Origin of the sequence: Catellatospora aurea (genome assembly GCF_042663325.1) — a bacterium.
In the GTDB taxonomy this organism is placed as follows: domain Bacteria; phylum Actinomycetota; class Actinomycetes; order Mycobacteriales; family Micromonosporaceae; genus Catellatospora; species Catellatospora aurea.
In genome coordinates, this window is record NZ_JBHTAC010000030.1 from 1 (window position 1) to 24,380 (window position 24,380).

The following is a 24,380-nucleotide window of genomic DNA, read 5'->3' on the forward strand; positions in this document are numbered from 1 at the left end:
GCGGCTGGTTCAACGGCTACGTGATCAACAAGGAGTCGTTCGAGGACCTCAACGAGACGTCGAAGCTGATGTTCAAGGCGGCGTCGGTCGACAAGCTCGGCGAGTTCGTCCTTATCCACCCGGAGATCGTGAACAAGAAGCCCTAGCGGTATCCGGTGACGTCGGCCGGCTTGCCCGGGTCCTGGACCTCCACCAGGTACCGCCAGCAGTCCGGCCGGCTGCCGTCGAGGTCGGTGAACCCGTACTCCCGCGCGAGCTGCCCGCTGGAGACCGACTGGCCGTTCCACCGTGCCACCTGCGGGTCGGCGGCCAGGGCCGCGACGGCACGGCCGGTGTACGCCGGGGACTCCGAGATCGCGAAGTGGGGCTGCGCGGCGACGGCGTCGCGCCAGGTGGCCTCGGTCACGCCGTAGTTCTCCAGCATGATCTCGGAGCGCATCCAGCCGGGGGTCAACGCGACCGCTGTGGCGCCGTACGGCGCGAGTTCCTTGCCCTGGGCGAACGCCATCCGCAGCACGGACATCTTGGCCAGGTCGTAGTAGAAGCCGACCCGGTAGTTGGCGCGGTTGTACTCCTCGGTGCCGTCGGTCATCCCCACCACCAGGCCGCCGGGCTGCCTGATCAGCAGCGGCAGCGCGTGGTGGCTGGTGATGATGTGGGTGTCGACGGCCAGCCGCAGGATGCGCAGGCCGGTCTCCAGGTCGTCCTCCCACAGCTTCTTGTCCCAGCTGAACAGCTTCTCGGCACCCCAGATGGCGTTGACCAGGACGTCGAGGCGGCCCTGCTCGGCGTCGATCCGCTGGACGAGCCGTTCGACCTGCTCCGGCACCAGATGGTCCACCTGCACCGGGATCGCGGTCCCACCGGCGGCGCGGACCAGCTCCGCCGTCTCCTCGATCGTCTCCGGGCGGTCCATCTCCGAGCGGTGCATACCGGTGCTGCGCCCGGTGAGATAAACCGTGGCGCGCTGCGCACCCAACTGCACGGCGACCTGCCGCCCCGCGCTCCGCGTAGCACCCGCGACCAGGGCGATCTTTCCTGCCAACGTGTCGTTCATGGGTCGATCCTGACAGCGAACCCTGACAGGTCCTGTCATGTTTACTGCGACAGTTCGCACAAGCGTGTCAGGTCACCGAGGATCAGTCGGGTCCTCGGCCGCCCGTCCGGCCGCACGACGGGCCTCGTGCTCGGCTATGCGCACCCGCATTCGCTCTATGCCGTCGGTGGTCAGCTCGTGGCCGCTGTCGGCGAGCAGTCGCCGGGTCGCGGCAAGCCGTTCCTGATGGCTCCATTGGTCCTGAGCATCGGTTGTCCCGGCTTGCGAGACGTAGGTTTCCTGTCCGGTCAGCTGTGCAAGCCAGGGCAGGTGGGCTGAGCCGAAGGGTTCGTGTCCGGCGCTGACCGAGGCGAGCAGGTCGTCGGCGGTGCGCCGGGCTTCGGCGATCAGGTCGGCGGGGTAGGCGTACAGGACCTGGTGTTCGGCGAACTCGTCCTCGTCGAGCAGGAGCACCTGGCCGGTGTCGCGGCGGCGGAGCACGTCCAGGTCCAGGTCGACGGCGGTGACCTGATCCGGTGCGGTCCAGGCGGGGCGGTCGGTGACGTCGACGTAGAGCGCGGTCCGGCGCGGTGCGGCGTGGAAGTTCGCGATCCAGCGGCCCTCGTGCGGCACGAGCATCACGTGCGGGTGCTGCGGGAAGCTCGCGGCCCGGCCGGCGCGCCGCCACGGGGTGTGCCGGGTGCCGCCCAGCCACACGCCGTGCTCGTCCTCGCCGAGGCGGCGCAGGGTGGTGTGCCAGTGCACACGGCCGTCGTACTTGCGGAAGGTCACGCGAACGTCGTCGGGCCGCGGGCGCAGGTCCTTCTCCAGCCGGTGCGGGGTGGGCACGCCGTCCTCGACGGGTCGGTAGCCCGCGGAGACGTACAAGCCCAGCGCCTCGGGCTGCCGGTCGCCGGTGCTCAGCCGCAGCCGCGTGTAGCCGAATTCGCGCGCGGCGTCCTCCAGCTCGACCAGCAGCGAACGCCCCACCTGGCGGCCCCGGGCGGCCTCGCGCAGGTACACCCATTTGATCTCACCCGTGTGCTCGTCGAGCCCGCGCAGGCCGCCGCAGCCGACCGGCTCGCCACCGTCGTACACCACTAACCACGCCGCCCCGGGCGCATCCAGCACCGGCAGCTCGTCGGTCACCGCATCCGCGCCGAAGTCCTGCTCGGGGTAGCGGCGGGCCAGTTCGGCCACGAACTCCCGGCGCAGGTCGCGGGAGGCGGCGTCGCCGGTGTGGCGTCGCTCGATCCGGATCTCTCCCGGCATGGTCCCTCGCCTCCTCAGGCGCGAAACGCGCCGTCCCGCCCGTGTCGCAGCTGCGGCATGAACGGTACGGCGCGGTTCGGCGCGTGGTCACTCGGTGGCGCGCACCGCTGCGGTGACGTGGGCGATCGCGCCGGCCAGCGGGATGCGCTCGGTGTGGCCGGTGGCCCGGTCGGTGAACTCGACGGTGCCTTCGGCCAGGCCGCGGGCGGCGACCGTGATCCGGTACGGCACGCCGATCAGCTCGATGTCGCTGAACTTCACCCCGGGCCGCTCCGCCCGGTCGTCGAGCAGCACGTCCATGCGCTGCCCGCGCAGCCCGGCGTACAGCGACTCGGCTGCCGCGACGACGTCGTCGGCGTTGCCGAGCACCGCGATCGCGACCTCGAACGGCGCGACCGGCACCGGCCAGACGATGCCCTTGTCGTCGTGGTGCGTCTCGACGATCGCGGCCAGCGCGCGCTCGACGCCGATGCCGTAGCAGCCCATGACCGGGTTGACCCGCTCGCCGTCGGTGCCGAGCACGGTGACGCCGAGGGTCTCGGTGTAGCGGCCGCCGAGCTTGAAGATGTGCCCGATCTCGACGGTGCGCAGCACGTCCAGGGGCTGCTCGCACCGGGCGCAGGGTTCGCCGGCGACGACTTCGCGCAGGTCGGCCCAGCGGCCCACGGGGATGTCGCGTTCGACGTCGACGCCGCGCAGGTGCACGCCGTCGCGGTTGGCGCCCGTGGTCATGTCGCGGCGGCCGCGCAGGGCGAGGTCGGCCAGGATCGGCAGGCCGGTGACGCCGACGCCGCCGAGGCTGCCCGGCAGCGCACCGAGCGCCTCGCGGATCTCCTCGGGGTGCGCGGGGCGCACGTTCACCGCGGCCAGGGTGTCGATCAGCTTCTGCTCGACCAGGGCGTGGTCACCGCGCATCAGCACGAGGGTGAGCTGGTCGTCGACGACGTACACCAGGGTCTTGACCTGGCGGTCGGCGGTGACGCCGAAGCCGGTGACCAGGTCCTCGATGGTGCGCACGTCCGGGGTGTCGAACGGCTCGGGTGCGCTCGGGCCGTCGCCGTCGGCGACCTGGGGCAGGTGCGAGGTGGCCTTCTCCACGTTCGCGGCGTACCCGCAGGCGCAGTGCACGACGATGTCCTCGCCGGCGGCGGTCGGGCACATGAACTCGATCGAGTCGCTGCCGCCCATGATGCCGCTGGACGCCTCGACCGGGATGGCGGGGATGCCGAGCCGGGCGAAGATCCGCGTGTACGCCTCGTGGTGCAGGTCGAAGGAGCGGTCGAGCCCGGCGTCGTCGACGTCGAAGCTGTAGGAGTCCTTCATGGTGAACTCGCGGACCCGGATCAGGCCGCTCTTGGGCCGGGGCTCGTCGCGGAACTTCGTCTGGAACTGGTACCAGCGCTGGGGCAGGTCGCGGTAGGAGCGCAGCTCCTGGGCGACGGTGGTGAAGATCTCCTCGTGGGTCATGCCCATCGCGACGTCGGCGCCCTTGCGGTCGGTCAGCCGGAACATCTCCGCGCCGATCTTGTCCCAGCGGCCGCTCTTCTGCCAGACCTCGGCCGGCTGCATGGTGGGCAGCAGGAACTCCTGCGCGCCGATGCGCGACATCTCCTCGCGGATCACCTCGATGATCTTCGCGCGGACCCGGACCGCCAGCGGGAGCAGCGAGTAGTGGCCCGCCATCAGCTGCCGGATGTAGCCCGCGCGCAGGAGCAGCCGGTGGCTGACGGCGTCTGCCCCCGCCGGGTCCTGGCGGAGGGTCGGGACGTAGAGCTCTGACCAGCGCATGACACGTACACCTGCACTCTCTGCCTGTCGGACCGGCGGCGTGCCCGCCGGGCGATCCGCCGATCCTATGAGCAGGGGGTACGCCGCACGAGCCGTTTACGGCGTGGCGCGGTCCTGCATCTCCCAGGCGTGGTCGAGCACGTGCCAGGCGATCCGGCGCGCCGCGTAGGCGTGCGGCCAGCCGCCGCGCGGCGGAGCGGTGCCGTCGGTCGGGCTGCCCAGCACCTCCAGGACCTCGGCGCGCAGCGCCGCAGTGTCGCCGGGCGCGAGCTGCCGGACCCCGATCCGGCGGGCGTACGACACCTCCGCGGCGAGCACGTGCTCGACCATCCGGTCCCGGTCCCGCCCGCCGCCGCGTGGACCTTTGCGCAGCTCGGCGGGGGTGGCGGCGACGACGTCGGCGAAGACGTCCCAGGCGGCCCGCACGAGGGCGGCCTGCCGCTGCGCGGTGTCGTGGTCGCGTGGGGCGAAGTCGGCGGTCGCCGGCCGCTCCGGTGCGCCGAAGTCGGTGGTCGAGCCGCCGCGCACGCGTTCCACGACGCGTACGTCACCGGGCTCGAAAGGGATCTTCGCCCGCTCGGCGACCACCGCGTAGCGCTCGGCGTAGGAGGTCAGCGCCGCGAGGGCGCGTTCCGCGTCGCGCCCGGAGCGGCACCAGCCGGGCCACTCCAGGGCGCACGCGAAGATCCGTTTTGAGCCGAGTTCCAGGTATATGGAGGCCACATGGACATACTGACATGCCTGAACGGCTAGGCCAGGATGTCGTACCGTACGGTCGTCACTCCGCTGCTCAGATTGGCGATTTCGGCGAAGGCGGCCCGGGACAGGTCCAGGCAGCGCCCGGTGATGTAGGGGCCGCGGTCGTTGATGCGCACCACGACGGATTTGCCGTTGGCGGTGTTGGTGACCCGGACCCGGGTGTTGAACTTCAGCGACTTGTGCGCCGCGGTCAGCGCGTCCGGGTCGAAGGTCTCGCCGTTGGCGGTGCCCTGCGGTTCGTCGTAGTAGGACGCCTTGCAGGTGCCGGAGTCGAGCACCGTGGCGGTCTCGGTCGGCGAGGCGGGAGCGTTGCGGTTGCCGCGGGACGGGCGCTGCGGGGCTTCGCGGCGGGCGTCGGTGACCTTCGGTGACGGCGACGGTGTCGCGGCGGTCTCTCCGGCGGCGGCGGTGGGATCGTTCTGCTGGGGTTCGGCGGCCACTTCGGCGGCGATCAGACCGCCTCCGACCAGGACGGCCGTGGCGACGGTGGCGGTGGCGAACGGGGCGAGCCTGCGGCGGGGCTTTCGGGGCAGTGAATGTCGGCCGGGCAAGGTGCTGACCTTCCGTAGGCAACAGGACGGGCGCCGGTCGCCACGTTCACGCGAACCGGGGCCGAAGCCGACCGTATCGAGGCGTACGCATGGCATGTCAAAAGGATCGAGCATATTGGGCGCTTTTGCCCCACAAGGTTCGCCCGATCGAACGACACCGCCCCCGTTGCCCGGAGGCCGCGGGGGCGGTGTCGCCGAGCGACGGTCACGACCGGATCGGCCGCTCCGTCCACTTGCTCTCATCCCCGTGCGCGCCGTCGACGATCCGCACCGCCCTGGCGTAGGCCAGCAGCGTGTCCCGCCCCACCGGCGCGCTGACCTCCACCATGAATCCATTCAGGCCGTGCAGCAACACCGTGCCGTCGCCGACCACCGCGGGATGCCCATCCACCTGTTCGTTCACCGAACCCGGCTTGTCCGCGGGGGTCTCCGCCGAGTCCACGATCACGGTCGTCTCCACGTCCGGCGGGAACAGCAGCGGGTCGGTGTTGTCCGCCCGGCCGAACACCAGACCGGGCCGGACGAACGGGGTGCCGTCGCCGCGGGTGCCCCGGTAGACGGTGGTCCCGGTCAGCCGCGAGCACTCCGGGATGCCCGGGACCGTGAACGGCATGGTGACCGCCGTCCCGTGGCCGATCACGAGCTGCTCGGCAGCCTGCGCCGCCATGACGCGCAGCGCGGCCATGGCCTCGGCCGACGGCTGCCGGCTGGACTCCTGCGCACCGTCGGCGGCCGCCACGAAAGCCCAGCCGCCGTCGGCCCACTGCCAGCCCAGCCGCGCCGCGTCCCGGCCGTACATGCCCTGCCGTCCGGGCAGCCACGACGCAGGCCTGCCGCCGACCTGGCCGGCGCTCTCGGCCCCGGTCAGGTCGACCGGTTCGAACGCGGTGGCGTCGTGGTTGCCGAACACGGGCTTGCCGCCCGCGGCGTACACGGTCACCTCAACGGTGAACCGCTCGGCCGCGTCGTACATGAGGACGGACTGCCAGTACCGAGCCGTCCGGAAAAGCTGCGGGTACAGGCCGGACACGCCGCTGACGTCAACCCAGTGCCGCAGGACGTCGAACTCGGCCGGTGCCGTCCCGGCCGGGCGCGGCGAGGTCGAGACCGACGGCGACGGCTCGGGGCTCGGGCACGGCGGCGGGGGAGGTCCGATCGTGACCTCCGGGCTCGCCCCCAGGTTCGCCGGGCCGTTCGCGGCGGAGAACCAGAACGGCACCGCCGCTCCGCCCGCCAGCAGCAGCGCCAGCGCGCCGGCCAGGCCCGCGCTCCGCATCCGGCGCTGGCGCCGACCCGTGCGCACGGCCCGCGCCACGTCCACGCCCGAGGGCGGCAGCGGGTCCTCCCGGAACGCGCCCAGCACTTCCTCGTCCCTCAACGGTCTGCTCCCTTCGCTGTGGTCGCCGTGGCGGGATGCTCGCCGAGCAGCCGCCGCAGGGTGGCCAGGCCGTCGGAGGTCTGGCTCTTCACCGTCCCCGGCGAGACCTGGAGGATCTCCGCGACCTCCTCGACCGAGCGGTCGGCGAGGAAGCGGAGCACCACCGCGGCACGTTGCCGCGGCGGCATCTGGCCGAGTGCCACCCGCAGCACCATCCGGGTGTCCACGTCCGTGGGGGAGGCGACCTGCTCGCTGCCCGCGTCGGAGGACAGGCTCACCCGGCTCCAGGCGAGCCTGCGGTCGTCGAGGAAGGTCCGCACCAGGATCGTGTGCAGGTACGCGTCGAGGTTGCGGGCCTGGCTCGCCTGCCGCCATTTCACGTAGAGCCTGGTGATGGCCTGCTGCACCAGGTCGTCGCCCCGATGCGGGTCGCCTGCCAGTTGCGCGGCGATCCGCCGCAACGCGGGCAGCCGGGCGGTCACGTACGCGACGTACTCCCGTTCTTGTTCCCCGTTCATCTAACCTCCGGTTGTCGCACTCACCCGGTCGACGGGCACGGCGACGGCTCCGGTTGGGCGGAGGGTGAGACTAAGCGAAGGGGCCGGGTCAGCCGCCGCGGCGCTCGCGGGCGCGGGCGGCGATCTGCTTGGACAGCACGGACAGGCCGGTGGCGATGACGACGGTGTTGAACAGCATCTGCACGGTCACCAGACCGCGAGCGACCTGGCCCTGCGCGTGCACGTCGCCGAAACCGACCGTGGCCAGCGTGGACACCGCGAAGTACAGCGCGTCGAGGCGGGTCGCCAAGTCCACGAACTGGCCTGGCGCGTGGGCCGCGACGAGGTAGTCGGCGAGCGCGAAGAACAGCACCCCGCCGACCAGGGCGGTGAGCAGGCCGGTCAGCGGGGCCTCGGCGACGTCGAGCTGGCGGCGGACCTGGTGCAGGATGAGCAGCACGGCGAGGATCAGCCCGGCGAACGTCAGCAGGACGCGGATGGCCAGTCTCGCGGGGCTGTCACCCATGTCGGTCGGTACGACGAAGTACAGGACCAGCAGCAGCACACTGTTGATCAGCGCCCGGAGAATCGGGCGTCGCCGTATAGCCGACATGCCGGTATTGTCGCCCATGGCGTGCCACGGTCCGGCCCGCCCCGCCAGGCGCGGGCGGTCAGCCTGCGGCGACCCGGAAGCCGATGTTGCCCGCCGAGCTGTCGGGTGTGTTGGAGGAGCGGGCCGCGATGCGGTAGCGGTTGCAGTACGACTCGTGGCACATGTGCGAGCCGCCGCGCATCACCCGCGCCGCGCCGTCGGCCGGTCCGGTCGGGTCGACCCGTGGGCCGGTGACGTGGAAGTCGACGCTGAACCAGTCCGCGCACCACTCCCACACGTTGCCCGCGACGTTGTACAGGCCGTATCCGTTGGGCCGATAAGACTTCACCGGCGCGGTGCCCAGGTGCCCGTCGGCGGCGGTGTTGCGGGCCGGGAACTCGCCCTGCCAGATGTTGCACAGGTGCCGCCCGCCCGGGGGTCAGCATTTCGTGATTGTGGAACTTGTGAACGCCCCGTCACGCGCGGGTCGCGGTCAGCGCTGCCGGGCGGAGGCGTCGATCTCCGCGTTGGCCTGCGCGACCTTGTCCGCGATCACCGCGCCGACGACGCCGAGCACGACGAGGTAGGCGCCGTGCAGCAGCGGGCTGGGCAGCGACAGCGCGGACAGGACGCTCCCGCCGGTTTCGAACGGCTGGCGGTCGAGGTGGAGCACGCCCTCGTCGTCGGTCATCGCGCTGGTCACGTACCAGCGCAGGGCCAGGTTCATGGCGATGTTGACGACCAGGCCGAGCACGGGGACCAGCACCGGCTGGCGCAGTTTCAGCAGCCAGGCCGCGACTCCCGCGGCGACCAGCGCGACGACGGGCACCACCAGGTCGTGCGCGGCGTCGAAGCCGGCCGCGTCGTCGCCGAGCAGGATGCCCACCAGGCCGGCGGCCAGGAAGGCGGCCAGACCGACGAGCGCACCGCGGCCAAGGACCCGAAGCATGGCGTACGCACCTTCCTGATGATCAACGACGGGGGTCATCATCCGCCCGGTCGGCCGGTTCGGCAAGGGCGTGCGGCTCACTCGGACTGGGTGGCCATTCGGGCCCGGAGGAACACGAGTTCGGCCTCGGTGCCGATGGCTTTGCGGTCCTGCGGATGGTCGACGTACCAGCGGATGGCGTCGGCGACGAACCAAGGGTCGGCGTCCCAGCCGAGGGGGATCTGCGGGTTCTTGGCGAACACCGGTGGCACGAGGTCGGGCTGGTCGACGGGCAGGGCGAGGTTCTGCTCGTTGCGGCGGGGGCGCAGCGGGGTGCCGCGCCGCAGCGCGGCCCAGGGCGTGACCGCGGAGCGCAGCCGGCGCACCCGCACACCGTCGGGCCACAGTTCCAGGCGGGGCAGGTCGCACCAGGACAGCAACGCGCCGCCGACCGCGACCAGCGCGATCGGGATGTCAACGAGGATGTCGAACAGGCTCAGCTCGGCCCAGGTCTCGCCGGGACCTGGACCCACCAGGACCCCGGCGATCATGACCCAGGCGAGGTGGATGCCGAGCCACTGCCGCGACGAGGCGGTGAACGCGCCCGCCCGGACGTCGAAGGTGGTCCGCTCCCCGCTCGGCCGCAGCACCAGGAGCAGTAGCAACGCGATCGCCGCCGCGAACTCGGCCCCTTGGATCAGGATGCCGATCGACACCAGCCGGTCCGGGAAGTGGTGGGCGGCCGCCTGCCAGCCGGCCGTGAGCACGACGGTCAGCGCGATCAGGCCACGGGTGCGGGCGAGCCGGGAGGCGAACATGGCTCGGCATCGTACGTGCCGGACGCACCACCCGGGGAACCCGTGTGCTCCGGGCTCACACCTGGGCGTTCGTGTGCCCGGCCGCACGGGCCAGGGTGAGCACCTCCTCGACGCTCCACTGGTCGTCGGCGTGCTCGCCGTACTTGGCGGCCAGCACGGTGCCGTCCGGCCCGATGAGGAAGTCCCCGGGTAGGCCGAGGCGGCCGCCGGTCGGGCTGGTCGCGGGCAGGTGGGCTTTGCGCTGCGGCAGGAGCCAGAGGGCGACCGCGATGCCGCGCACGATTCCCGGCCAGGCGCGCGGGTTGAGCAGCGAGCGTGCCCCGGCTTCGACGCCGAAGGCCCGGTACCAGTGCTTCTCGCCGTCGGCGATGCAGGGGAAGGGCAGGTCGGTGACGTGTTCGAGTAGTTCGTCGGCTCCGGAGTGGAAGAACACGATCTCGCGGACGCCCGCTTCGGCGAGCCGGTCCGTGGCGCGGACGAACGAGCGCAGGTGCAGGTGGCAGATCGGGCAGCCGGCGAAGCGCCGGAACTGCAGGTGCACGATGCGGCCGGGGTGGGGGAAGCGGATCGGTTCGCCGGTGACGGCGGTGAGCTCGGCGGAGGGTGCCCGATCGCCGGGTACGAGCTTGGCCATGAGTACGCCTTTCGTAGGAGTACAACGTACGCCTACGACGCTATAAGCGTATCTTGTACGCTGTCAAGCCGTGCCCCGCAAGCGATCGCTGACCACCGACCAGCTCGCCGCCGCCGCCCTGGCCGTGGTCGACCGCGACGGCCTCGCCGTGCTGACGATGCGCACCGTGGCGCAGGAACTGAACATGGGCACGATGTCGCTCTACCGGTACGTCACCGACCGGGAGCAGCTCGAACGGCTGGTCGTGGAGCTGGTGCTCGGCGGCGTCGACTTCACCGTGCCCGACCTGCCCACCTGGCAGGAACGTATCGCCGAGCTGTGCGAGCGCATCCGGCTGGCGGTGCAGGCGCACCCGGCCATGGTGCCGCTGCTGCTGGTGCACCGGCACGCCTCCCCGGGCGTACGCCGCAGCGGAGAAGCCATGCTGAGCGTTCTGGCCGGGGCGGGCTTCGCCGGCGAGCGGCGCGTCATCGCGTTCCGCGCGCTGGTGAGCTACCTGATCGGCGCGCTGCAGGCCGAAGGGCTGGGGCCGCTGTCCGGGGCCGGCACCGACGTGCTGGCCACACTCGGCGAGCAGTACCCGTACCTGGCGGAGACGGCAGTGTCGGCGCGCGGCGTGACTCCGCAGCGCGAGTTCGGCGAAGGGCTGGCGCTGCTGCTACGCGGCCTCACGCCCTGATCCCGCGGTCGCGACGAGCGTCTTCCCGGTGGCGCGCTGGACCTGTCAGGCGGCTGCGCCGCCGTCGGCGAGCAGGCCGTCCAGCAGCAGATGCAGTCCGCCGTCGAGGGCGTCCTTGCCCTGGCGGACCGGGTCGTAGTCGGCCGTGGACGATGATCCGGCCAGGGCCGTCGAGCGCGGGAAGCGCTGGGCGAAGTCGGGTGCCAGGCGGCTGAGCACGGCGGAGCGTTCAGTCCACCAATCCTGGTCGGAGGTTCCGGTGGCGGCCGCGGCGGCCCGTGCCTCGGTGGCCGTCTGTGCGGCGCCCCGCACGAGGTGGAACAGCGCGCTGACGGCGGGGCGCAGCCTGTCCGAGGGCAGGTCGGCGGCGTGCAGGACCTCCAGCAGCGATTCGAGGACCGCCTGCTCGTGCGGGCCGAGCACCGGCCGGGCGTAGGACACCTGCAGCAGCCACGGGTGGCGCAGGTAGCGGTCCCACAGGTCGTCGGCCCAGGCCCGCACCGCGGCTCGCGGGCCGCCGTCGAGCGGGTACCGCTGCGGCCAGTCGGCGTGGGCGTGGTCGTACATGAGGTCGACGAGTTCGCGCTTGCTCGGCACGTAGGTGTAGAGCGCCATCGCCGAGGTGCCCAGCCGCTCGCCGACGGCGCGCATGGACAGCCGGTCCATGCCGTCGGTGTCGGCGATCGCGATGGCGGCGTCGAGGATCGCGTCGACGGTGAGGCCCTGCTTCGGGCCGGGGGCGGCACGGCGTACGCGGGGCACGTCGGAGCCGGTGGGGGAGTGCGCCCGCCACAGCAGCGCCATGGTCCGCGCAGGGTCGCCCTGGCCGCCGTACAACGTCATGTGGCATCTCCGTACACCGTAAGCTAATGTCTTCGCCAAAGAATACTTTACGGCATAAGGAGATGCTGATGGCGAGCGTACGACTGCACGACGGCAGCATGATCGGGTTCGAGGCGCACGGCGACGGGCCCGTCCTGCTGCTGCCCGTCGACCCGGTCCCGCTGAAGGGCCCGAAGGCCGAGGCCATGCGCGCCTGGGGCGCCGACCCCGCGCTCGGCCAGTCGCTGATCAACGGACTGCGCGACCGCTTCCGGGTCGTCGCCTTCGACTACGAAGGCCACGTCATGGCACACCCGAAACCCGAGACGCTCACCCCGGCCAACGCCGCCCGCGACCTGCTGGCCGTCGCCGACGCGGCCGGCGCCGACCGGTTCGCCTTCTACGGCTACTCCTGGCTCGGGCTGCTCGGCCAGCAGCTCGCACTGCACACCGACCGGCTTTCCGCCCTGGTCATGGGCGGCTACCCACCGGTCGGCGGCCCGTACGCGGCGATGCTCGCGGTGACCACCGCCGCGCACGCGGCGTCCCTGGCGGCCGTGCAGCACCCGCCGACGCCGACCGAGACCGTGCCCGGCGACTGGTCGACCGTCTCGGTCGTCACCACCGTCGACCAGACCCGCCAGTTCGTGACGCTGTACGAGTCGCTGCGCGACTTCGACGACCGCGCCGCCCAGCCGTTGTTGACCTGCCCGCGGCTGTGCGTCGTCGGCTCCGCCGACACCATGGAGTACGGCGAGCAGTGGGGCGGCGTCACCGTCGACATCGCCGGACCCGTGCGACGCGAGCGGGCCGCACTCGAAGCGCTCGGCTGGGACGTCGCCGTCCTCGACGGACTGGACCACATGCAGGCCATGCAGGCCGCAGCCGTGCTGCCGGTGCTGCGCCCCTGGCTGGAGTCCCGCCGGTGACCCGGATCAGCTCGCCTTCGCCCGCCGCGGCCGCCCCGCCAGCAGGCACAGCACCGCGGTCGCCAGATACAGCACGGTGACCGCGAGCCAGCTCTGCCGGTGCTCGGTCAGCTCGCTGGGCAGCATCGGATGTGCCAGCCCGTCCGGCTCCTCGACCACGGTCACCGACTCGCCCATCCGGTAGGCCGCCTCGTCGACGGTGAGCTCGCCGCCGAGGGCCCGACCGGAGTGGGCGGCCAGCGCATAGTGGTAGCGGCCGGTCGGCCCGCTGCTCTCCCGCAACGACACGACCTGCGCGTCCACCAGGCCGCCGCGCAGCTGAAGCAGGCTCGGCCCGGTCTCGCGCAACATGATCACGACGAACAGGAAACCGATCACCGCGGCCACCGCCGTCCACACGGGACGGAAGCCGGTCACCGTGAACCAGCCCGCGGCCAGACCCGCGGCCAGGATCAGCCCGACGGCCAGCCCCCGGTGCTCGGCGGGCAGCAGCGCCGTGCCCGCCAGGCCTGCCACCAGCGCGGCCACGGTGATGACGAGGAACAGCCGCAGGCCGCGGAGCTGCCGAGGGTGCAGCGCGCGGAAGGGGTTTCGCATGGCGTAGAGAGTAAGGCCCTTCGTGACGGACTCTGCCCTGGCCGGACGTGCAGTCTTCGACCTGCCGATACGCGAAAGAGGGCTCCCCGTGGACGGGGAGCCCTCTTTCAGCAGGCGGTCACAGCTCAGGCGATGTGCTCGCGGCGGCGGCGCGTCATCACCAGCACCACCGCACCCAGGCCGACCAGCGCGACACCGGCCAGCGCGATGCCCGCCAGCGGTGCGCCGGTGCGCGGCAGGGTGCCGGTCTCCGCAGACGGGCTCGCCGAGACCGAAGGCGTGTCACTGTGCGACGTGCCGGGCTGCGGCGATTCGCTGACCTGCGGCGACGGCGAGGTGCCGGTCTCGGCCGAGGGCGACGTGCCGACCTCCGGCGAGGAGCTCGGCTCGGGGGACTGCTCGGGCTCCGGGCTCGTCTCCGGGGAGGCCGACGCCTCCGGCGACGGGCTGGTCTCGGGCGACGGCGACTCCTCCGGCTGCGGCGTGACGTCGGCCGACGGGCTGGCCTCCGGCGACGCCGAAGCGCTCACCTCAGGCGACGGCGACAGGCTCACCTCGGGCGAGGCCGACGGGGAGACGCTCGCCTCGGGCGACGCCGACGGCGAGACGCTCGGCTCCGGCCTCGGGGAGGCGGACGGGCTCGGCGCGGGCGGCGGGGTGTCCTTGCCGGCGCAGGTGTGCGTCACGACCAGTTTGAGCTTGTCGGCGTCCTTGTCCTTGCCGTTCGTCTTGACGGTCAGCTTGGCCTGCGCGGTCACCAGCTCCCAGCCGTGCGGCACGACGACCCAGGCCAGGTGCGGGTTCGCGGCGTTGGCGAAGCCGTCCGGGTAGGCGTCGGCGTCGCCGGTGCGGATGAAGGTCTCGATCTCGGAGTCGCCGTCGTCGAACGTCGCCTTCACACCGACGACCTTGTCGAACTCGTTCGACGGCGCGTTGAAGACCCAGCCGTCCTTGCTGTCACCGATGTCACCGACCTCGGCGCAGTTGCGGGTGAAGTCCTCGGCCTCGCTGCCCTGGTGCGACTCCTGCAACACGACGTTGTACGGAGCGTCTGGCTTGTCATCGGCCAGCGCCGGGATGGCGGCGAAACCGATGGTGCCGGTGGCGAGCACCGCGCCCGCGATGATCGCGATGCGCCCGCGCTTGTTCATTGTCGCTCCGATTCTGATCAGCAGTGTGCACGGTGATCCTGCCCGGTGGGCGGTCCCGGCAGATCACGTCCGCGGTCCGTCCTGGCGGCCCGTCGAGACGCCATGTCCGACCGTTCGGCCAGCTCAGGTGACATTCGGATCAACCGCCGGTTGACCCGGGCTCGTACTATCCGCGCATGCGGCGGGAGGAGATCGACACCGTACGGGTGCTCTGGCAGGAAATGCCCGGCGAATTCACGGCCACGCTGGCGTTCGCGGTGGGCGCCCGCGACGAGGACGTCGATCAGCTGGGCATCACCCACCTGGTCACCCGGCACCTGCTGGTGAGCCTGCTCGCGGAGCCCGATGAGACGGCGGGACTGCTGGAGACGTCGTTCACCCTGTCCGGTGAGCCGACCCGGGTCGCCGAAGACCTCACCGACCTCGCCGCGCTCGTCGCGAACCCCGATCTCGGCGGCCTCGTGTTGACCGCACGGCAGCTCGACGCCGCCGACCGGGCGATCGAGCTCGACCTCGACGTCGACGACGCTGTGCGCGACCCGTGGGCGTCGCTGCTGGCGCGCCGGCTCGGCCCGACCGGCCCCGGCCTGCTGCGCTGGCCCGCCGTCGACGCGCACCGGTTCACCGCCGACGAGGTCCGCGCCCACCTGGCCCGCTGGTTCTCCGCGGGCAACGCCGTGCTCACCTGCACCGGCCCGCCCCCGGCCGGGCTGCGCCTGCGGCTGCCGGCCGGGCCGCGCGCCGCCCATACGACGAGCCCGTCGGGCGGCCCGGCCGGACCGGCCTGGTACGCCGACGAGGTCGTCGCGCCCGCCATCGCCGTGACCGCCACCTCGGGCCCGCAGGCGTTCCTGCTGCTGCGGGTGCTCGGCACCCGAGCCGAGGCGCTGCTGGAACGGGCCGTGGTGAAGGCCTGGTCCACCGAATGGTCGACCCCTGCCGGCGGCGACCGGCTGGAACTGGGCCTGAGCCTGCACCTGCGCGGCAAGAACCGGCAGCGCGACAGCGCCGTGGCCGCCCGCGTCCTGTGGCAGGAGCTGCTGCGGCTGGCCGCCGAGGAACCCGCGCTCGCCGAGCTGGCAGCGGTCGTCACCCGCTACACCCGGTCCCCGGCCGAGGACCCGCGACTGCGAGCCGGGCTGGAACGCCTCGGCGTGCTCGCCGCCGCCGAGCAGGCGCACGCCCAGGCTCCGCTGGCCGACGCCGGGCACCGGGAGCTGTTCGCCGTGTACGACGAGTTCGGCGAGGCCGAGGCGGCCGCCGCGGCCCGGCTCGGCCCGGCGGACGTACGGGCGGCCGCCGCGTCGTGGCTGTCCTCGGCGCTGCTGGTCGTCCCGGTCGGGGTCGACATCGCGCTCGACGGGATGACCCGGACCGGCTGCCCGGCCGGCTCGTTCACCCCGCAGGGTGAGCTGCTGCGACCGTCGCTGGCCCGGCGGCTGCGCGGGGCCAAGGACTCACTCGTGCTGGGCGACGACGGGTGCCACCACGTCGCCGCCGACGGCACGGTGCACAGCTTCCCGATGGGCGACGTCATGCTCGTGCAGCGGCGGGGCGAGACCCTGCTCGGCAACATCCGGCACGGCTGCCTGGTCGACGTCAGCGGCTTCACCGGCGTCGACAAGCTGGTCACCCGGGTGCCGCCGCGCCGCCACCGGATCGCGCACGACTGAGCGAAGCCGCAGGTCAGAGGCCGTACATGATTTGACACCGCTCGTACGATCATGCCCGTGACCTCGACGAACATCACCTGGCTGCACCGTGCCTCGGTGGCGGTGGCCGCAGCGTGCGCCGCGCTGGCGGTCTGGAGCTGGCTGCCCGCGAACACGGGCGACGACACGTTGGCCCACGTGTCGTTCCTGCTCGTCTTCCCGGTCGTCCTGCCGGGCATGATCGTGTCGATGCGCCGTATGCCGAACCGGAACAGCCCGCTCGCCATGTGGCATTACCTTCGGTGGTTCCTGAGCGGGGCACCGCGCTGGGCGGTGGCGCTGTGGGCGCTGGCGCTTGCCGGTGCGCTTCTCACCCCGCTGACAGTTGTCGGCCAGAGCATCCATCCGGCCGCTTTCGCCCGCGCCTTCACCATGATGGCCCTCTACTTCGCCGTCACCGCGGTGCTCATCTACCGCGCGCTCGCCCGGGAACAGCGCGCCTGACGATGCCCCCGTGCCGGTGCCGCGGCGTGGTCCGGGACAGCGCGACGGCCCGCCGCATGGCAGCCTGGCGCGATGACGCCGGACGGGGTGACGCCGCGCCGCAGCAGAATGCGGGCCGCGGCGGGTGGTGTGATGTGGCTTCTCGCCGTGCTCGCGGTGGGCGCGGCCTTGGCGATCACCCGTGATCCGGGGCTGTGGGTCGTCCTGCTCGATCACGGCAGCACGATCTCCTTCGTGCTCATCTGCCTTTCGGGGCTGCTGCTGGCCGTGGCCGGGCCGGTGTTCGGCGTCCGCTCGGTCCGGGCGCGAGGGCTCGGTTACGTGGCGGCCGCCGTCGTGACCCTGTGCGCCACCGGCACCTGGGTCGTCAGCGGGGAACTCGACACCTTGAGCTTGCGCGGCGTGCCCGCGCGGACCGTCGCGGTCTCCGCGGACGGCAGGTTCGAGGTGGTCAGCCGAGATGCCTTCTCCGGCCGCCCCTATCTGTGGCTGCGGTCGCGAGCGGGCCTGTTCAGCCGGGAGGCGCGGGAGGACATCGACTGCTTCGTCGAGTCCGACGGCAGTTCCTACGACTTCGTTGATCTGGTCGAGTTCACCGGCCCGCATCAGTTGAGGCTCCGGTGGCGGGACGGCCAGACCGGCACCGTCGACTTCGACGGCCCGACACTCATCGTCACGGGCAGGCAGGGCAACTGTGCGGGACCGGGGCCGGCTCCAGGGCGGTGACGGCGCCGCGACCTGCGCGGGCTCACCGTGGGTCCACAGTGTTCACCCGTGAGTCATCGAGGCGGGTTTACCTCTTCGTGACCGGCCAGTAGGGTCATCCTCCTAACCCCGGGAGGATATCGATGCGTCGCACTATGCGCGCCGCTGTTGTGCTTGCCGTGCTGGCCGGATTCACCGCGGCGTCACCCGCCGCCCTGGCCGCGCCGAGCGACCTGCTCATCTCCGAGTACGTCGAGGGCAGCTCCAACAACAAGGCATTGGAGTTCTACAACGGCACCGGCTCGGCCGTGGACCTGGCCGCCGGGCAGTACGTCGTGCAGTTCTACTTCAACGGCGCCACCACCGCCGGCGGCACCATCGCACTGACCGGCACGGTCGCCGACGGTGACGTGTTCGTGCTGGCCCACGCCAGCGCCAACGCCGCGATCCTGGCGCAGGCCGACCAGACCAGCTCCGCCAGCTTCTACAACGGCGACGACGCGATCGTGCTGCGCAAGGGCGGCGCGAGCGGAACGGTCGTGGACTCGCTCGGCCAGGTCGGCACCGACCCCGGCACCGAGTGGGGCACCGGCCTTGCCAGCACGGCCGACAACACGATCCGCCGCGACGCGGCCGTGTCGCTCGGCGACACCGAGCCCGGCGACGCGTTCGACCCGGCGACCGGCTGGGTCGGCTACGCGACCGACACCGTCGACGGCCTCGGCGCGCACAGCGCAGGCGGCGGACCCGTCGACGCCCCCGCGACCCTGACCTGCGGCGGCGCGCTCACCGTGGCCCAGGGGCAGGCGGGTGTCCGCGCGGTCACCGCGACCGACGCCGACGACACGATCGTCGACCTCGCCGTCACGAACATCGTCCCCGCCCCGGCGGCGGGCACGATCACGCGCACCGCGTTCACCCCGGCCGACGCCGTCGGCGGCACCGCGAGCGCGTCCGTCACCGCCGACGCGGACCTGCCGTTCGGGTCGTACGCCGTGACGATGACCGCGACCGACACCGACGGCACCACCTCGACCTGCGGGTTCACCGTCACCGTGAACCGGGTGCTGAGCGTCGGCGAGGTGCAGGGCCCGACCACCGACGCCGAGAACGGCGTGCAGGACCGCTCGCCGCTGGCCCCGGCTTCCGGCACGGGCACCAGCAGCGCGCTGTACGACGTGCGCGGCGTGATCACCCAGCGCACCCTGGCCCGCACCTCGGCCGGAGCCGCGCAGTACGGTTTCTACCTGCAGTCGCGCACCGGCGCGACCGACGGCGACCCGACCAGCTCCGACGGCATCTTCGTGTTCATGGGCGGCTTCACGTCGCTGATCGGCGGCTACGTGCCGACCGTCGGCGACGAGGTCGTGGTGCGCGCGCGGGTCTCGGAGTACTTCTTCATGACCCAGCTGTCCTCGGCGTCGCTGGTCCGCGTGATCGAGTCCGGGGTCACCGACACCGCCGTCACCGACGCCACCCCGCCGCAGGACCTCGCCGCGGCGAACCGGTTCTGGGAGCGCCACGAGGGCGAGCAGCTGCGGGTGCGTGCGGGCAGTGTCGCGGCCAGCGGCCGGGACGTGTTCGCCTCGACCGCCGACTCCGAGGTGTACGTCCTCGACGTCGACGACCCGCTGCTGGACCGCACCGACCCGCTGACGCGGCGGGTGTACCGCGACGCGCACCCGATGGACAACGACACCGCGCACGTCTTCGACGACGGCAACGGCACCCGGATCATGCTGGGCACCACCGGCGTCAAGTGGACCGCGCAGGACACGGCGGCGCTGCTGCCGCCCGCGCACACGTTCGACGTGCTGGCCGCGGACGCGGTCGGCGGTCTGAACTTCTCCTTCGACAAGTACGGCATCCAGGTCGCCTCCGCCGACTTCGGCGCGGGCGCGGACCCGTCGGCCAACAACGCTCCCGCCCCGATCAACCGGGACCGTGAGCTGGCCGTGGCGACGTACAACGTGGAGAACCTGTACGACTTCCGCGACGACCCGTTTGACGGCTGCGACTACCTGGGCAACTCCGGCTGCCCGGGGGTGTCGCCGCCGTTCGACTACGTGCCGCTCAACGAGGCCGACTACCAGGCGCACCTGGGCGCGTTGGCGTCGCAGATCGCGAACGACCTGCACGGCCCCGACCTGCTGCTCGTGCAGGAGGCCGAGGACCAGGACATCTGCACCGTCACCGGCGGCGCGCTGGTCTGCGGCGACGTGAACAACGCCGACGGCAAGCCGGACACGCTGCAGGAGCTGGCTCTCGCCGGCGCGGCGGCGGGCGGCCCGGCCTACGACGCGGCGTACGACCGTGACGGCGCGGACGCCCGGGGCATCGTCGCCGGGTTCCTGTACCGCACGGACCGGCTCACCTTGGCGGCCCCGTCGGCGGTGCTGACGGCGACGCCGGGCGTGCAGTTCCGGTCGGCGGCGCTGGGCTACAACGCCGACGTGCAGAACCCGAAGTCGCTCAACGCGGTGCTGCCGTCGGATGCGGACACGTCCACCGGTGTGGACGGGTCGAACGTGTTCACCCGTGCCCCGCAGGTGGCCCGGTTCACCGTCGCGGCGCAGCCGGGCGGCGCGGACGTCTACGAGCTGTGGGCGGTGTCGAACCACTACTCCTCGACCCCGCAGGCGCGGGTCGGACAGCGCACCGAGCAGGCCCGTTACGGCGCGGCGATCGTCGCCGCGATCGAGGCGGCGTCCCCGCACGCCCGGGTGGTGTACGGCGGCGACCTGAACGTGTTCCCGCGGCCGGACGACCCGATCGCCATGTCCGACAGCGACACCCCGTCGGACCAGCTCAAGCCGCTGTACGACCTGGGTCTGCACAACCTGTGGGCCGACCTGGCCGCGCAGGTCCCCGGCAGCGCCTACTCGTACGTGTTCCAGGGCCAGGCGCAGACGCTGGACCACCTGTTCGTCAACGACGAGCTCTACGGTGACCTGGTGAAGATCCGGGCGGCGCACATCAACGCCGACTGGGCCGCCGACCACGACGGCGACGGCGCACGCGGGGCCAGCGACCACGACCCGCAGGTGGCCGTGTTCCGCACCCGCGCCTCGCTGCGGGTCTCGGACGCGACCGCCGCCGAGGGCCAGCCGCTGGCGTTCACGGTGACGCTGTCCCGGCCGCTGTCCCAGGATCTGAGCGTATGCGCCGCGACGGTGCCCGACACTGCCAAACTCCTGCTGGACTTCACGCCGTACCTGGGTTGCCGAACCATCCCGGCCGGCCAGGTGTCGGTGGTGTTCCCGGTCGAGACCAGGACGGACAAGGTGACCGAGCCCGCTGAGAAGCTGTGGCTGGGCGTCGTGGCCGATCCGCGGGTCGTCGACCTGGCCGACATCACCGGCCAGGGCACGATCACAGGCTAGCGGTGGGGCACGTGGGGCCGGGTGCGCGAGGGCGCCCCGGCCCCACGTCGTATCCGGGCCTCGACGCGGCGGGTCCGCGCTGGGCACGGGTCGGACAGAATCGACGGCGCGCCTTACGATCGCGCCCATGCGCAAGCTGATCGCGGGTTCGCTGGCGGGTTCCGGGCTGTTCCTGCTCATGGTGGTGGACACGCTGCTCCCGGGCGGGCCGCGCATCCCGATCGGCGTGGTGTTCGTGCCGTTCGCCCTGACCTTCGCCTGCTTCATCGGGGTGATGAAGGCGGTCAACGGCAGCTACTTCGGGCAGCTGCCGATGGCGAAGTTCTGGCCGCTGCTGCGGGCGCTGCCGGCGGCGGTCAAGGTCGGCGGGGCACTGCTGCTGGTCCTGACGGCGGCCAACTACTTCCTGTCGACCACCGGCGTGACCGACGAGGCAGACTTCCAGCGCGGATTCGCCGGCAACGGCGTGTGGATCAGCGCCGGCGCGGCGATGCTGGCGTACGGCGCGATGCGGCTCGATCGGATCCCCGCCGACGCGCGGCCGGCGCCGTCCGCGTGGTCGGTGCGGTGGTGGACGATCGGCACGATGGGCGTCGGCGCGGCGCTGGCCGCGGCCGTGCTGCTGCTGCCGCAGGTGCACGACACGCGCGAGGTCCATGAGGAACTGCGCACGCGCTTCGAGGCCCGCGGCTGGGTGTCGCACCTGGTGGCCGCGGACACCTCGCACAACTCCTTCCGCGTCTACCTGGACAGCGCAGACTCGGCGTTGCAGGCCGAGGCCTGCACGTCGCTGCGGGCGTACGCGACGGAGCTCGGCCGATCCGCCGAGCTGTACCTGTTCGACGGCGTGCACAAGGCGAGCCGGCTGCGCTCCTGCTGACGACGGGCGACGCCCGGCCGCGATCCGGGCCGGGCGTCGGAAGCCGCTTCCGTCAGCGGAGTCCGGCGAGCGCGGCCTCGGCGTTCTCCCTGGTGACACCGCATCGGGTGAGCAGGTCGACGGTGTCGCCTTCGGCGAGGTCGAGGATGCCGAGCAGCAGGTGCTCGGTGCCGATGTGCTCGTCGCCGAGGCGCAGGGCCTCGCGGTGGGTCAGTTCGAGGGCCTTCTTGCCCTGGGGCGCGAACGGCACCGGTCCGGTGCCGGGTGTGCCGGTGGCGGGGAAGCGTTCGGCCAGTGCGGCGCTGACCGCCGCCACGGTGCCGGTGGCCTCGACGGCGCGGGTGCCGGGGCTGGCGGGGTTGCCGAGCATGGCCGACAGCAGGTGCTGCGGCCCGATGTGGTCGTGCCCGGCGGTGATCGCCGCCTGCTGGGCGAGCACCAGGGTCTGGCGGGCGGCGTCGTCGTAGCGGGCGAAGGTCTTCAGATCCGACTCGGTGGCCTCGGACTCCTTGGGCACGAAGCGTTTCTGGGCGGCCTGCTTGGTGACGCCCATGCTCTGGCCGATGTCGGTCCAGGACGCGCCGGAGTGCCGGGCGCGGTCGACGAAGTGGCCGATGAGATGGTCGGCGAGTTCGCCGAGGTGCTGGCCCAGCACGACGGCATCGCTGAGTTGCTGCAGCGTGTCGCCGTCGGGGTGGCGCTTCTTGATGACGTCGATGAGGTCGTCGAGTCGAGGTGTCTCAGCCATGCCGTCAACCCTAGGTTGACGCGAGAGGGATCGTCAACCCATGGTTGACGTAGGCCGTTCGGCCGATCTTGTGGTGGGTGGACAACCGTCATACGGTTTGGCGTCCGCGCCCGCTCCGCAGGGGAGATCCGATGACCGAGCCCGCCCGCCGGCCGCTGCGTCCCGCCCTGCTGTACGCGCTCGTCGGTGTCGCGGCGCTGCTGGTGCTGCTCACGGGTGCCGGCGGCGGCTACGTGGTGTGGGCCTTGACCAAAGCCGGAAGCCCCGCCGCCGACCCGGTGCCTGTCGCCGCGGCCGAGGTGTCGCCGAGCCCGACCGGGGGCCCCTCGCCGAGTCCGACCCCGAGCGTCGTGCCGAGCCCGACCGCCAAACCCACGCCGAGCCCGACCAAGACGCCCGGGGCCAAGCCGAGCACCAAGACCAGCCCCAAGCCCACCGCGAAAATCAAAGCCCTGTCGCTGGAGGCCGCACCCAGTGGCGCGAAGTTCGTCGCCACGATCACCGCGACCGTGACCGGCACGGGGCCGGTCCGCATCCGGGTCGACTTCGTCTACCCCACGGGCGGCGTGGGCAGCGGCGACATCCCCCGCTACGTCACCGTCACCGGCACCGGCGCCCAGTCGGTGCAGACCGTCCGGACCAGCGTCGACGTCAAGACGGTCTGCGCACACCAGGACACCCCGCTCGGCCGCGGTATCACCGTCAGCGTTCAGGTCCCGCCATATGGCGACTTCCACCGCGTCGAGTTCGCCAACTGCCCGTGACCTGCCCCGTCCGCCACTGACGCCGCCGGAGCGGACACGCCGGTCAGCACAGGCATCCGGTGGTCGGTGTGCGCCATGCTTGGCGCAGGCTCGTTCCGGGTAGGGCAGGGCCGACGACCGAAGGATGTGGGCAATGCCGGAGATGCACGTGTCGCTCGACAGCGACGACCTCAACGCGGTGGAGCGCAAGCTCCAGGTGCCCTTGGAGGCGCAGCTGACCTCCGCGCTGGAACAGGCCGCCAACCGCGTCGCCGACCAGTACGACGGTCAGAGCGAGGACGAGGTCGCCGCCTGGATCCTCCGGGAGACCAGGGAAGGCCTGCACCCCGACATCGCCGAGGGCTTCCAACCCGACGACGACAAGCTGCGCGAGGTGGCACGGGCCGTCATGCGCGGCGAGCGCTTCTCCTGAGGCGGCCGACGCGATACCACGCCGTACGACCGCGCGGGTTGGCTGATGCGGTCGTGCGGCGGTGATGTCGGGTCCGCGGCAACGACCTCAGGTCAGTCGGCGTGCGGTGCGGACTTGTCGAATGCGAGCAAAAGATCTCGATCGCGGTGATAGCCGCGCTCAGTGATTATCTTGAGTGCCTCACGCGCGTCTTCAAGATCCTTGGCGGTTGCCTCGGCATGAAGCGCACGAAGGTCGGCCAGATCCTGCGGCCGAGTCTCATCGTCGCGTGCCAGAACCTTGAGGGCGATCAGGTGGCCGGCAGTTGCGACCGGCAGCGACAGGCCGGGCAGGATCTCCAGCAACTCCGCAGCCGCGGCGATCTCCGGTTCGATGCCCGAACTTGCGAACAAGAGGTCGACGACTACGTCGTCCTCGGCAGTGACCTTGCGGGTCAGCCGCACCGTTGCCAATCGTCCCGTCGTGTCCTGCTCAACGGAAGCGAACAGGCGGTAGCCGCCTCCTATCAGCGAACGTACGAGCTGCTCCGCGTCGGCGTCCGTATGGACGGCCACGGCGATATCGATGTCACGGGTGAATCGCGGTTCGGCGCGAGCGGAAACAGCGAATCCACCGACCAGCGCCCAGCGCAGGTTCCGCCCGTTCAGGTCGGACGCCACCTGGCGAAACGCGTCGCTTAGGACGTTCATGCGAACCTGTCGGACGCGTGCCCGACCGCATCGCCGACAGGCGCAGCAGGCCTTGCCACTCGCCACGCTCGGACGAGGGCCTCGATCTCGGCGTCGGTCGCCGTAGGGCGCTGGCGCCTGAGGCGTGTCCGCTGCATCTGCTCGCCGACCTCGTACATGTCCAGGGCGAGGCGGAGTCTCCTCACCGCGGCGTTCTCTGACATGGGATTGAG

The 24,380-nt window shown here is 71.9% G+C and carries 26 protein-coding genes and 1 pseudogene; 9 read left to right on the plus strand and 18 right to left on the minus strand.

The window, feature by feature from the left end:
• Nucleotides 1–142: 142 nt before the first annotated feature.
• From ACFQO7_RS24990 to ACFQO7_RS25045, 12 genes and pseudogenes are all read right to left on the minus strand, one after another.
• A complete protein-coding gene (locus tag ACFQO7_RS24990; RefSeq protein WP_376808646.1) occupies nucleotides 143–1,057 on the minus strand; it encodes an SDR family oxidoreductase in 915 nt (304 codons plus the stop codon).
• Between the two features lie 72 nt (nucleotides 1,058–1,129).
• Nucleotides 1,130–2,308, minus strand: a complete 1,179-nt coding sequence (locus ACFQO7_RS24995) for a GNAT family N-acetyltransferase (protein ID WP_376808647.1) — start codon at nucleotides 2,306–2,308, stop codon at nucleotides 1,130–1,132.
• Between the two features lie 87 nt (nucleotides 2,309–2,395).
• Nucleotides 2,396–4,096: a proline--tRNA ligase gene (locus ACFQO7_RS25000; RefSeq protein WP_376808648.1), complete on the minus strand. Its 1,701-nt coding sequence runs from the start codon at nucleotides 4,094–4,096 to the stop codon at nucleotides 2,396–2,398.
• A gap of 96 nt (nucleotides 4,097–4,192) precedes the next feature.
• Nucleotides 4,193–4,819, minus strand: coding sequence for a hypothetical protein (locus ACFQO7_RS25005; RefSeq protein WP_376808649.1), 627 nt, complete (start codon nucleotides 4,817–4,819; stop codon nucleotides 4,193–4,195).
• A gap of 26 nt (nucleotides 4,820–4,845) precedes the next feature.
• Complete coding sequence (locus ACFQO7_RS25010; protein ID WP_239167468.1) at nucleotides 4,846–5,406, minus strand: septal ring lytic transglycosylase RlpA family protein; 561 nt, start codon at nucleotides 5,404–5,406, stop codon at nucleotides 4,846–4,848.
• A gap of 205 nt (nucleotides 5,407–5,611) precedes the next feature.
• A complete protein-coding gene (locus tag ACFQO7_RS25015; protein WP_376808650.1) occupies nucleotides 5,612–6,784 on the minus strand; it encodes a hypothetical protein in 1,173 nt (390 codons plus the stop codon).
• Nucleotides 6,781–7,302, minus strand: a complete 522-nt coding sequence (locus ACFQO7_RS25020; protein WP_376808651.1) for a SigE family RNA polymerase sigma factor — start codon at nucleotides 7,300–7,302, stop codon at nucleotides 6,781–6,783. The genes ACFQO7_RS25015 and ACFQO7_RS25020 overlap by 4 nt, the downstream gene beginning before the upstream one ends.
• Before the next feature lie 88 nt (nucleotides 7,303–7,390).
• The gene (locus ACFQO7_RS25025; protein ID WP_376808652.1) at nucleotides 7,391–7,894 is read right to left on the minus strand and encodes a potassium channel family protein; all 504 of its coding nucleotides are present in this window, start codon (nucleotides 7,892–7,894) and stop codon (nucleotides 7,391–7,393) included.
• A gap of 58 nt (nucleotides 7,895–7,952) precedes the next feature.
• A pseudogene (locus ACFQO7_RS25030) lies at nucleotides 7,953–8,309 on the minus strand (formylglycine-generating enzyme family protein); the annotation flags it as partial.
• A gap of 57 nt (nucleotides 8,310–8,366) precedes the next feature.
• Nucleotides 8,367–8,822 (minus strand): hypothetical protein, encoded by a 456-nt coding sequence (locus ACFQO7_RS25035; protein ID WP_376808653.1) that lies wholly within the window; start codon nucleotides 8,820–8,822, stop codon nucleotides 8,367–8,369.
• A gap of 77 nt (nucleotides 8,823–8,899) precedes the next feature.
• A complete protein-coding gene (locus ACFQO7_RS25040) occupies nucleotides 8,900–9,619 on the minus strand; it encodes a hypothetical protein (protein WP_376808654.1) in 720 nt (239 codons plus the stop codon).
• A gap of 55 nt (nucleotides 9,620–9,674) precedes the next feature.
• Nucleotides 9,675–10,253 carry a peroxiredoxin-like family protein gene (locus ACFQO7_RS25045; protein WP_376808655.1) on the minus strand — a complete coding sequence of 193 codons (579 nt, stop codon included), beginning with the start codon at nucleotides 10,251–10,253 and terminating at the stop codon, nucleotides 9,675–9,677.
• A 70-nt stretch (nucleotides 10,254–10,323) separates the two neighbouring features.
• Between ACFQO7_RS25045 and ACFQO7_RS25050 the strand changes: the two genes are divergently transcribed.
• Complete coding sequence (locus ACFQO7_RS25050) at nucleotides 10,324–10,932, plus strand: TetR/AcrR family transcriptional regulator C-terminal domain-containing protein (protein WP_376808656.1); 609 nt, start codon at nucleotides 10,324–10,326, stop codon at nucleotides 10,930–10,932.
• Nucleotides 10,933–10,977: 45 nt separating this feature from the next.
• On the opposite strand, the gene ACFQO7_RS25055 is transcribed toward ACFQO7_RS25050, so the two are convergent.
• Nucleotides 10,978–11,775 carry a TetR/AcrR family transcriptional regulator gene (locus ACFQO7_RS25055; RefSeq protein WP_376808657.1) on the minus strand — a complete coding sequence of 266 codons (798 nt, stop codon included), beginning with the start codon at nucleotides 11,773–11,775 and terminating at the stop codon, nucleotides 10,978–10,980.
• 68 nt (nucleotides 11,776–11,843) lie between these two features.
• Here ACFQO7_RS25055 and ACFQO7_RS25060 point away from each other — a divergent pair, with 68 nt between their 5' ends.
• Nucleotides 11,844–12,683, plus strand: a complete 840-nt coding sequence (locus tag ACFQO7_RS25060) for an alpha/beta fold hydrolase (protein ID WP_376808658.1) — start codon at nucleotides 11,844–11,846, stop codon at nucleotides 12,681–12,683.
• Nucleotides 12,684–12,689: 6 nt separating this feature from the next.
• On the opposite strand, the gene ACFQO7_RS25065 is transcribed toward ACFQO7_RS25060, so the two are convergent.
• Both ACFQO7_RS25065 and ACFQO7_RS25070 read right to left on the minus strand, forming a co-directional pair.
• Nucleotides 12,690–13,280 (minus strand): hypothetical protein, encoded by a 591-nt coding sequence (locus tag ACFQO7_RS25065; RefSeq protein WP_376808659.1) that lies wholly within the window; start codon nucleotides 13,278–13,280, stop codon nucleotides 12,690–12,692.
• Between the two features lie 125 nt (nucleotides 13,281–13,405).
• Nucleotides 13,406–14,431, minus strand: a complete 1,026-nt coding sequence (locus tag ACFQO7_RS25070) for an LPXTG cell wall anchor domain-containing protein (RefSeq protein WP_376808660.1) — start codon at nucleotides 14,429–14,431, stop codon at nucleotides 13,406–13,408.
• Between the two features lie 176 nt (nucleotides 14,432–14,607).
• Between ACFQO7_RS25070 and ACFQO7_RS25075 the strand changes: the two genes are divergently transcribed.
• The 5 genes from ACFQO7_RS25075 (at nucleotide 14,608) to ACFQO7_RS25095 (ending at nucleotide 21,555) form a co-directional block, all read left to right on the plus strand.
• Nucleotides 14,608–16,104, plus strand: coding sequence for a peptidase M16 family protein (locus ACFQO7_RS25075; RefSeq protein ID WP_376808661.1), 1,497 nt, complete (start codon nucleotides 14,608–14,610; stop codon nucleotides 16,102–16,104).
• A gap of 57 nt (nucleotides 16,105–16,161) precedes the next feature.
• A complete protein-coding gene (locus ACFQO7_RS25080) occupies nucleotides 16,162–16,587 on the plus strand; it encodes a hypothetical protein (protein WP_376808662.1) in 426 nt (141 codons plus the stop codon).
• Between the two features lie 72 nt (nucleotides 16,588–16,659).
• Nucleotides 16,660–17,313 carry a hypothetical protein gene (locus ACFQO7_RS25085; protein ID WP_376808663.1) on the plus strand — a complete coding sequence of 218 codons (654 nt, stop codon included), beginning with the start codon at nucleotides 16,660–16,662 and terminating at the stop codon, nucleotides 17,311–17,313.
• Between the two features lie 134 nt (nucleotides 17,314–17,447).
• A complete protein-coding gene (locus ACFQO7_RS25090) occupies nucleotides 17,448–20,675 on the plus strand; it encodes a lamin tail domain-containing protein (RefSeq protein ID WP_376808718.1) in 3,228 nt (1,075 codons plus the stop codon).
• Between the two features lie 127 nt (nucleotides 20,676–20,802).
• Nucleotides 20,803–21,555 carry a hypothetical protein gene (locus ACFQO7_RS25095; RefSeq protein WP_376808664.1) on the plus strand — a complete coding sequence of 251 codons (753 nt, stop codon included), beginning with the start codon at nucleotides 20,803–20,805 and terminating at the stop codon, nucleotides 21,553–21,555.
• A 52-nt stretch (nucleotides 21,556–21,607) separates the two neighbouring features.
• Here the strand turns inward: ACFQO7_RS25095 and ACFQO7_RS25100 are convergent, their stop codons facing one another.
• Complete coding sequence (locus tag ACFQO7_RS25100; protein ID WP_376808665.1) at nucleotides 21,608–22,303, minus strand: Clp protease N-terminal domain-containing protein; 696 nt, start codon at nucleotides 22,301–22,303, stop codon at nucleotides 21,608–21,610.
• Between the two features lie 131 nt (nucleotides 22,304–22,434).
• Between ACFQO7_RS25100 and ACFQO7_RS25105 the strand changes: the two genes are divergently transcribed.
• Complete coding sequence (locus ACFQO7_RS25105; protein ID WP_376808666.1) at nucleotides 22,435–23,067, plus strand: hypothetical protein; 633 nt, start codon at nucleotides 22,435–22,437, stop codon at nucleotides 23,065–23,067.
• A gap of 133 nt (nucleotides 23,068–23,200) precedes the next feature.
• Nucleotides 23,201–23,479 (plus strand): hypothetical protein, encoded by a 279-nt coding sequence (locus ACFQO7_RS25110; RefSeq protein WP_360524468.1) that lies wholly within the window; start codon nucleotides 23,201–23,203, stop codon nucleotides 23,477–23,479.
• Between the two features lie 92 nt (nucleotides 23,480–23,571).
• Here ACFQO7_RS25110 and ACFQO7_RS25115 read toward each other — a convergent pair whose 3' ends face one another.
• Together ACFQO7_RS25115 and ACFQO7_RS25120 are read right to left on the minus strand one after the other, a co-directional pair.
• Nucleotides 23,572–24,168 (minus strand): nucleotidyl transferase AbiEii/AbiGii toxin family protein, encoded by a 597-nt coding sequence (locus ACFQO7_RS25115; RefSeq protein ID WP_376808667.1) that lies wholly within the window; start codon nucleotides 24,166–24,168, stop codon nucleotides 23,572–23,574.
• Nucleotides 24,165–24,371: a hypothetical protein gene (locus ACFQO7_RS25120; protein ID WP_376808668.1), complete on the minus strand. Its 207-nt coding sequence runs from the start codon at nucleotides 24,369–24,371 to the stop codon at nucleotides 24,165–24,167. The genes ACFQO7_RS25115 and ACFQO7_RS25120 overlap by 4 nt, the downstream gene beginning before the upstream one ends.
• Nucleotides 24,372–24,380 lie beyond the last annotated feature (9 nt).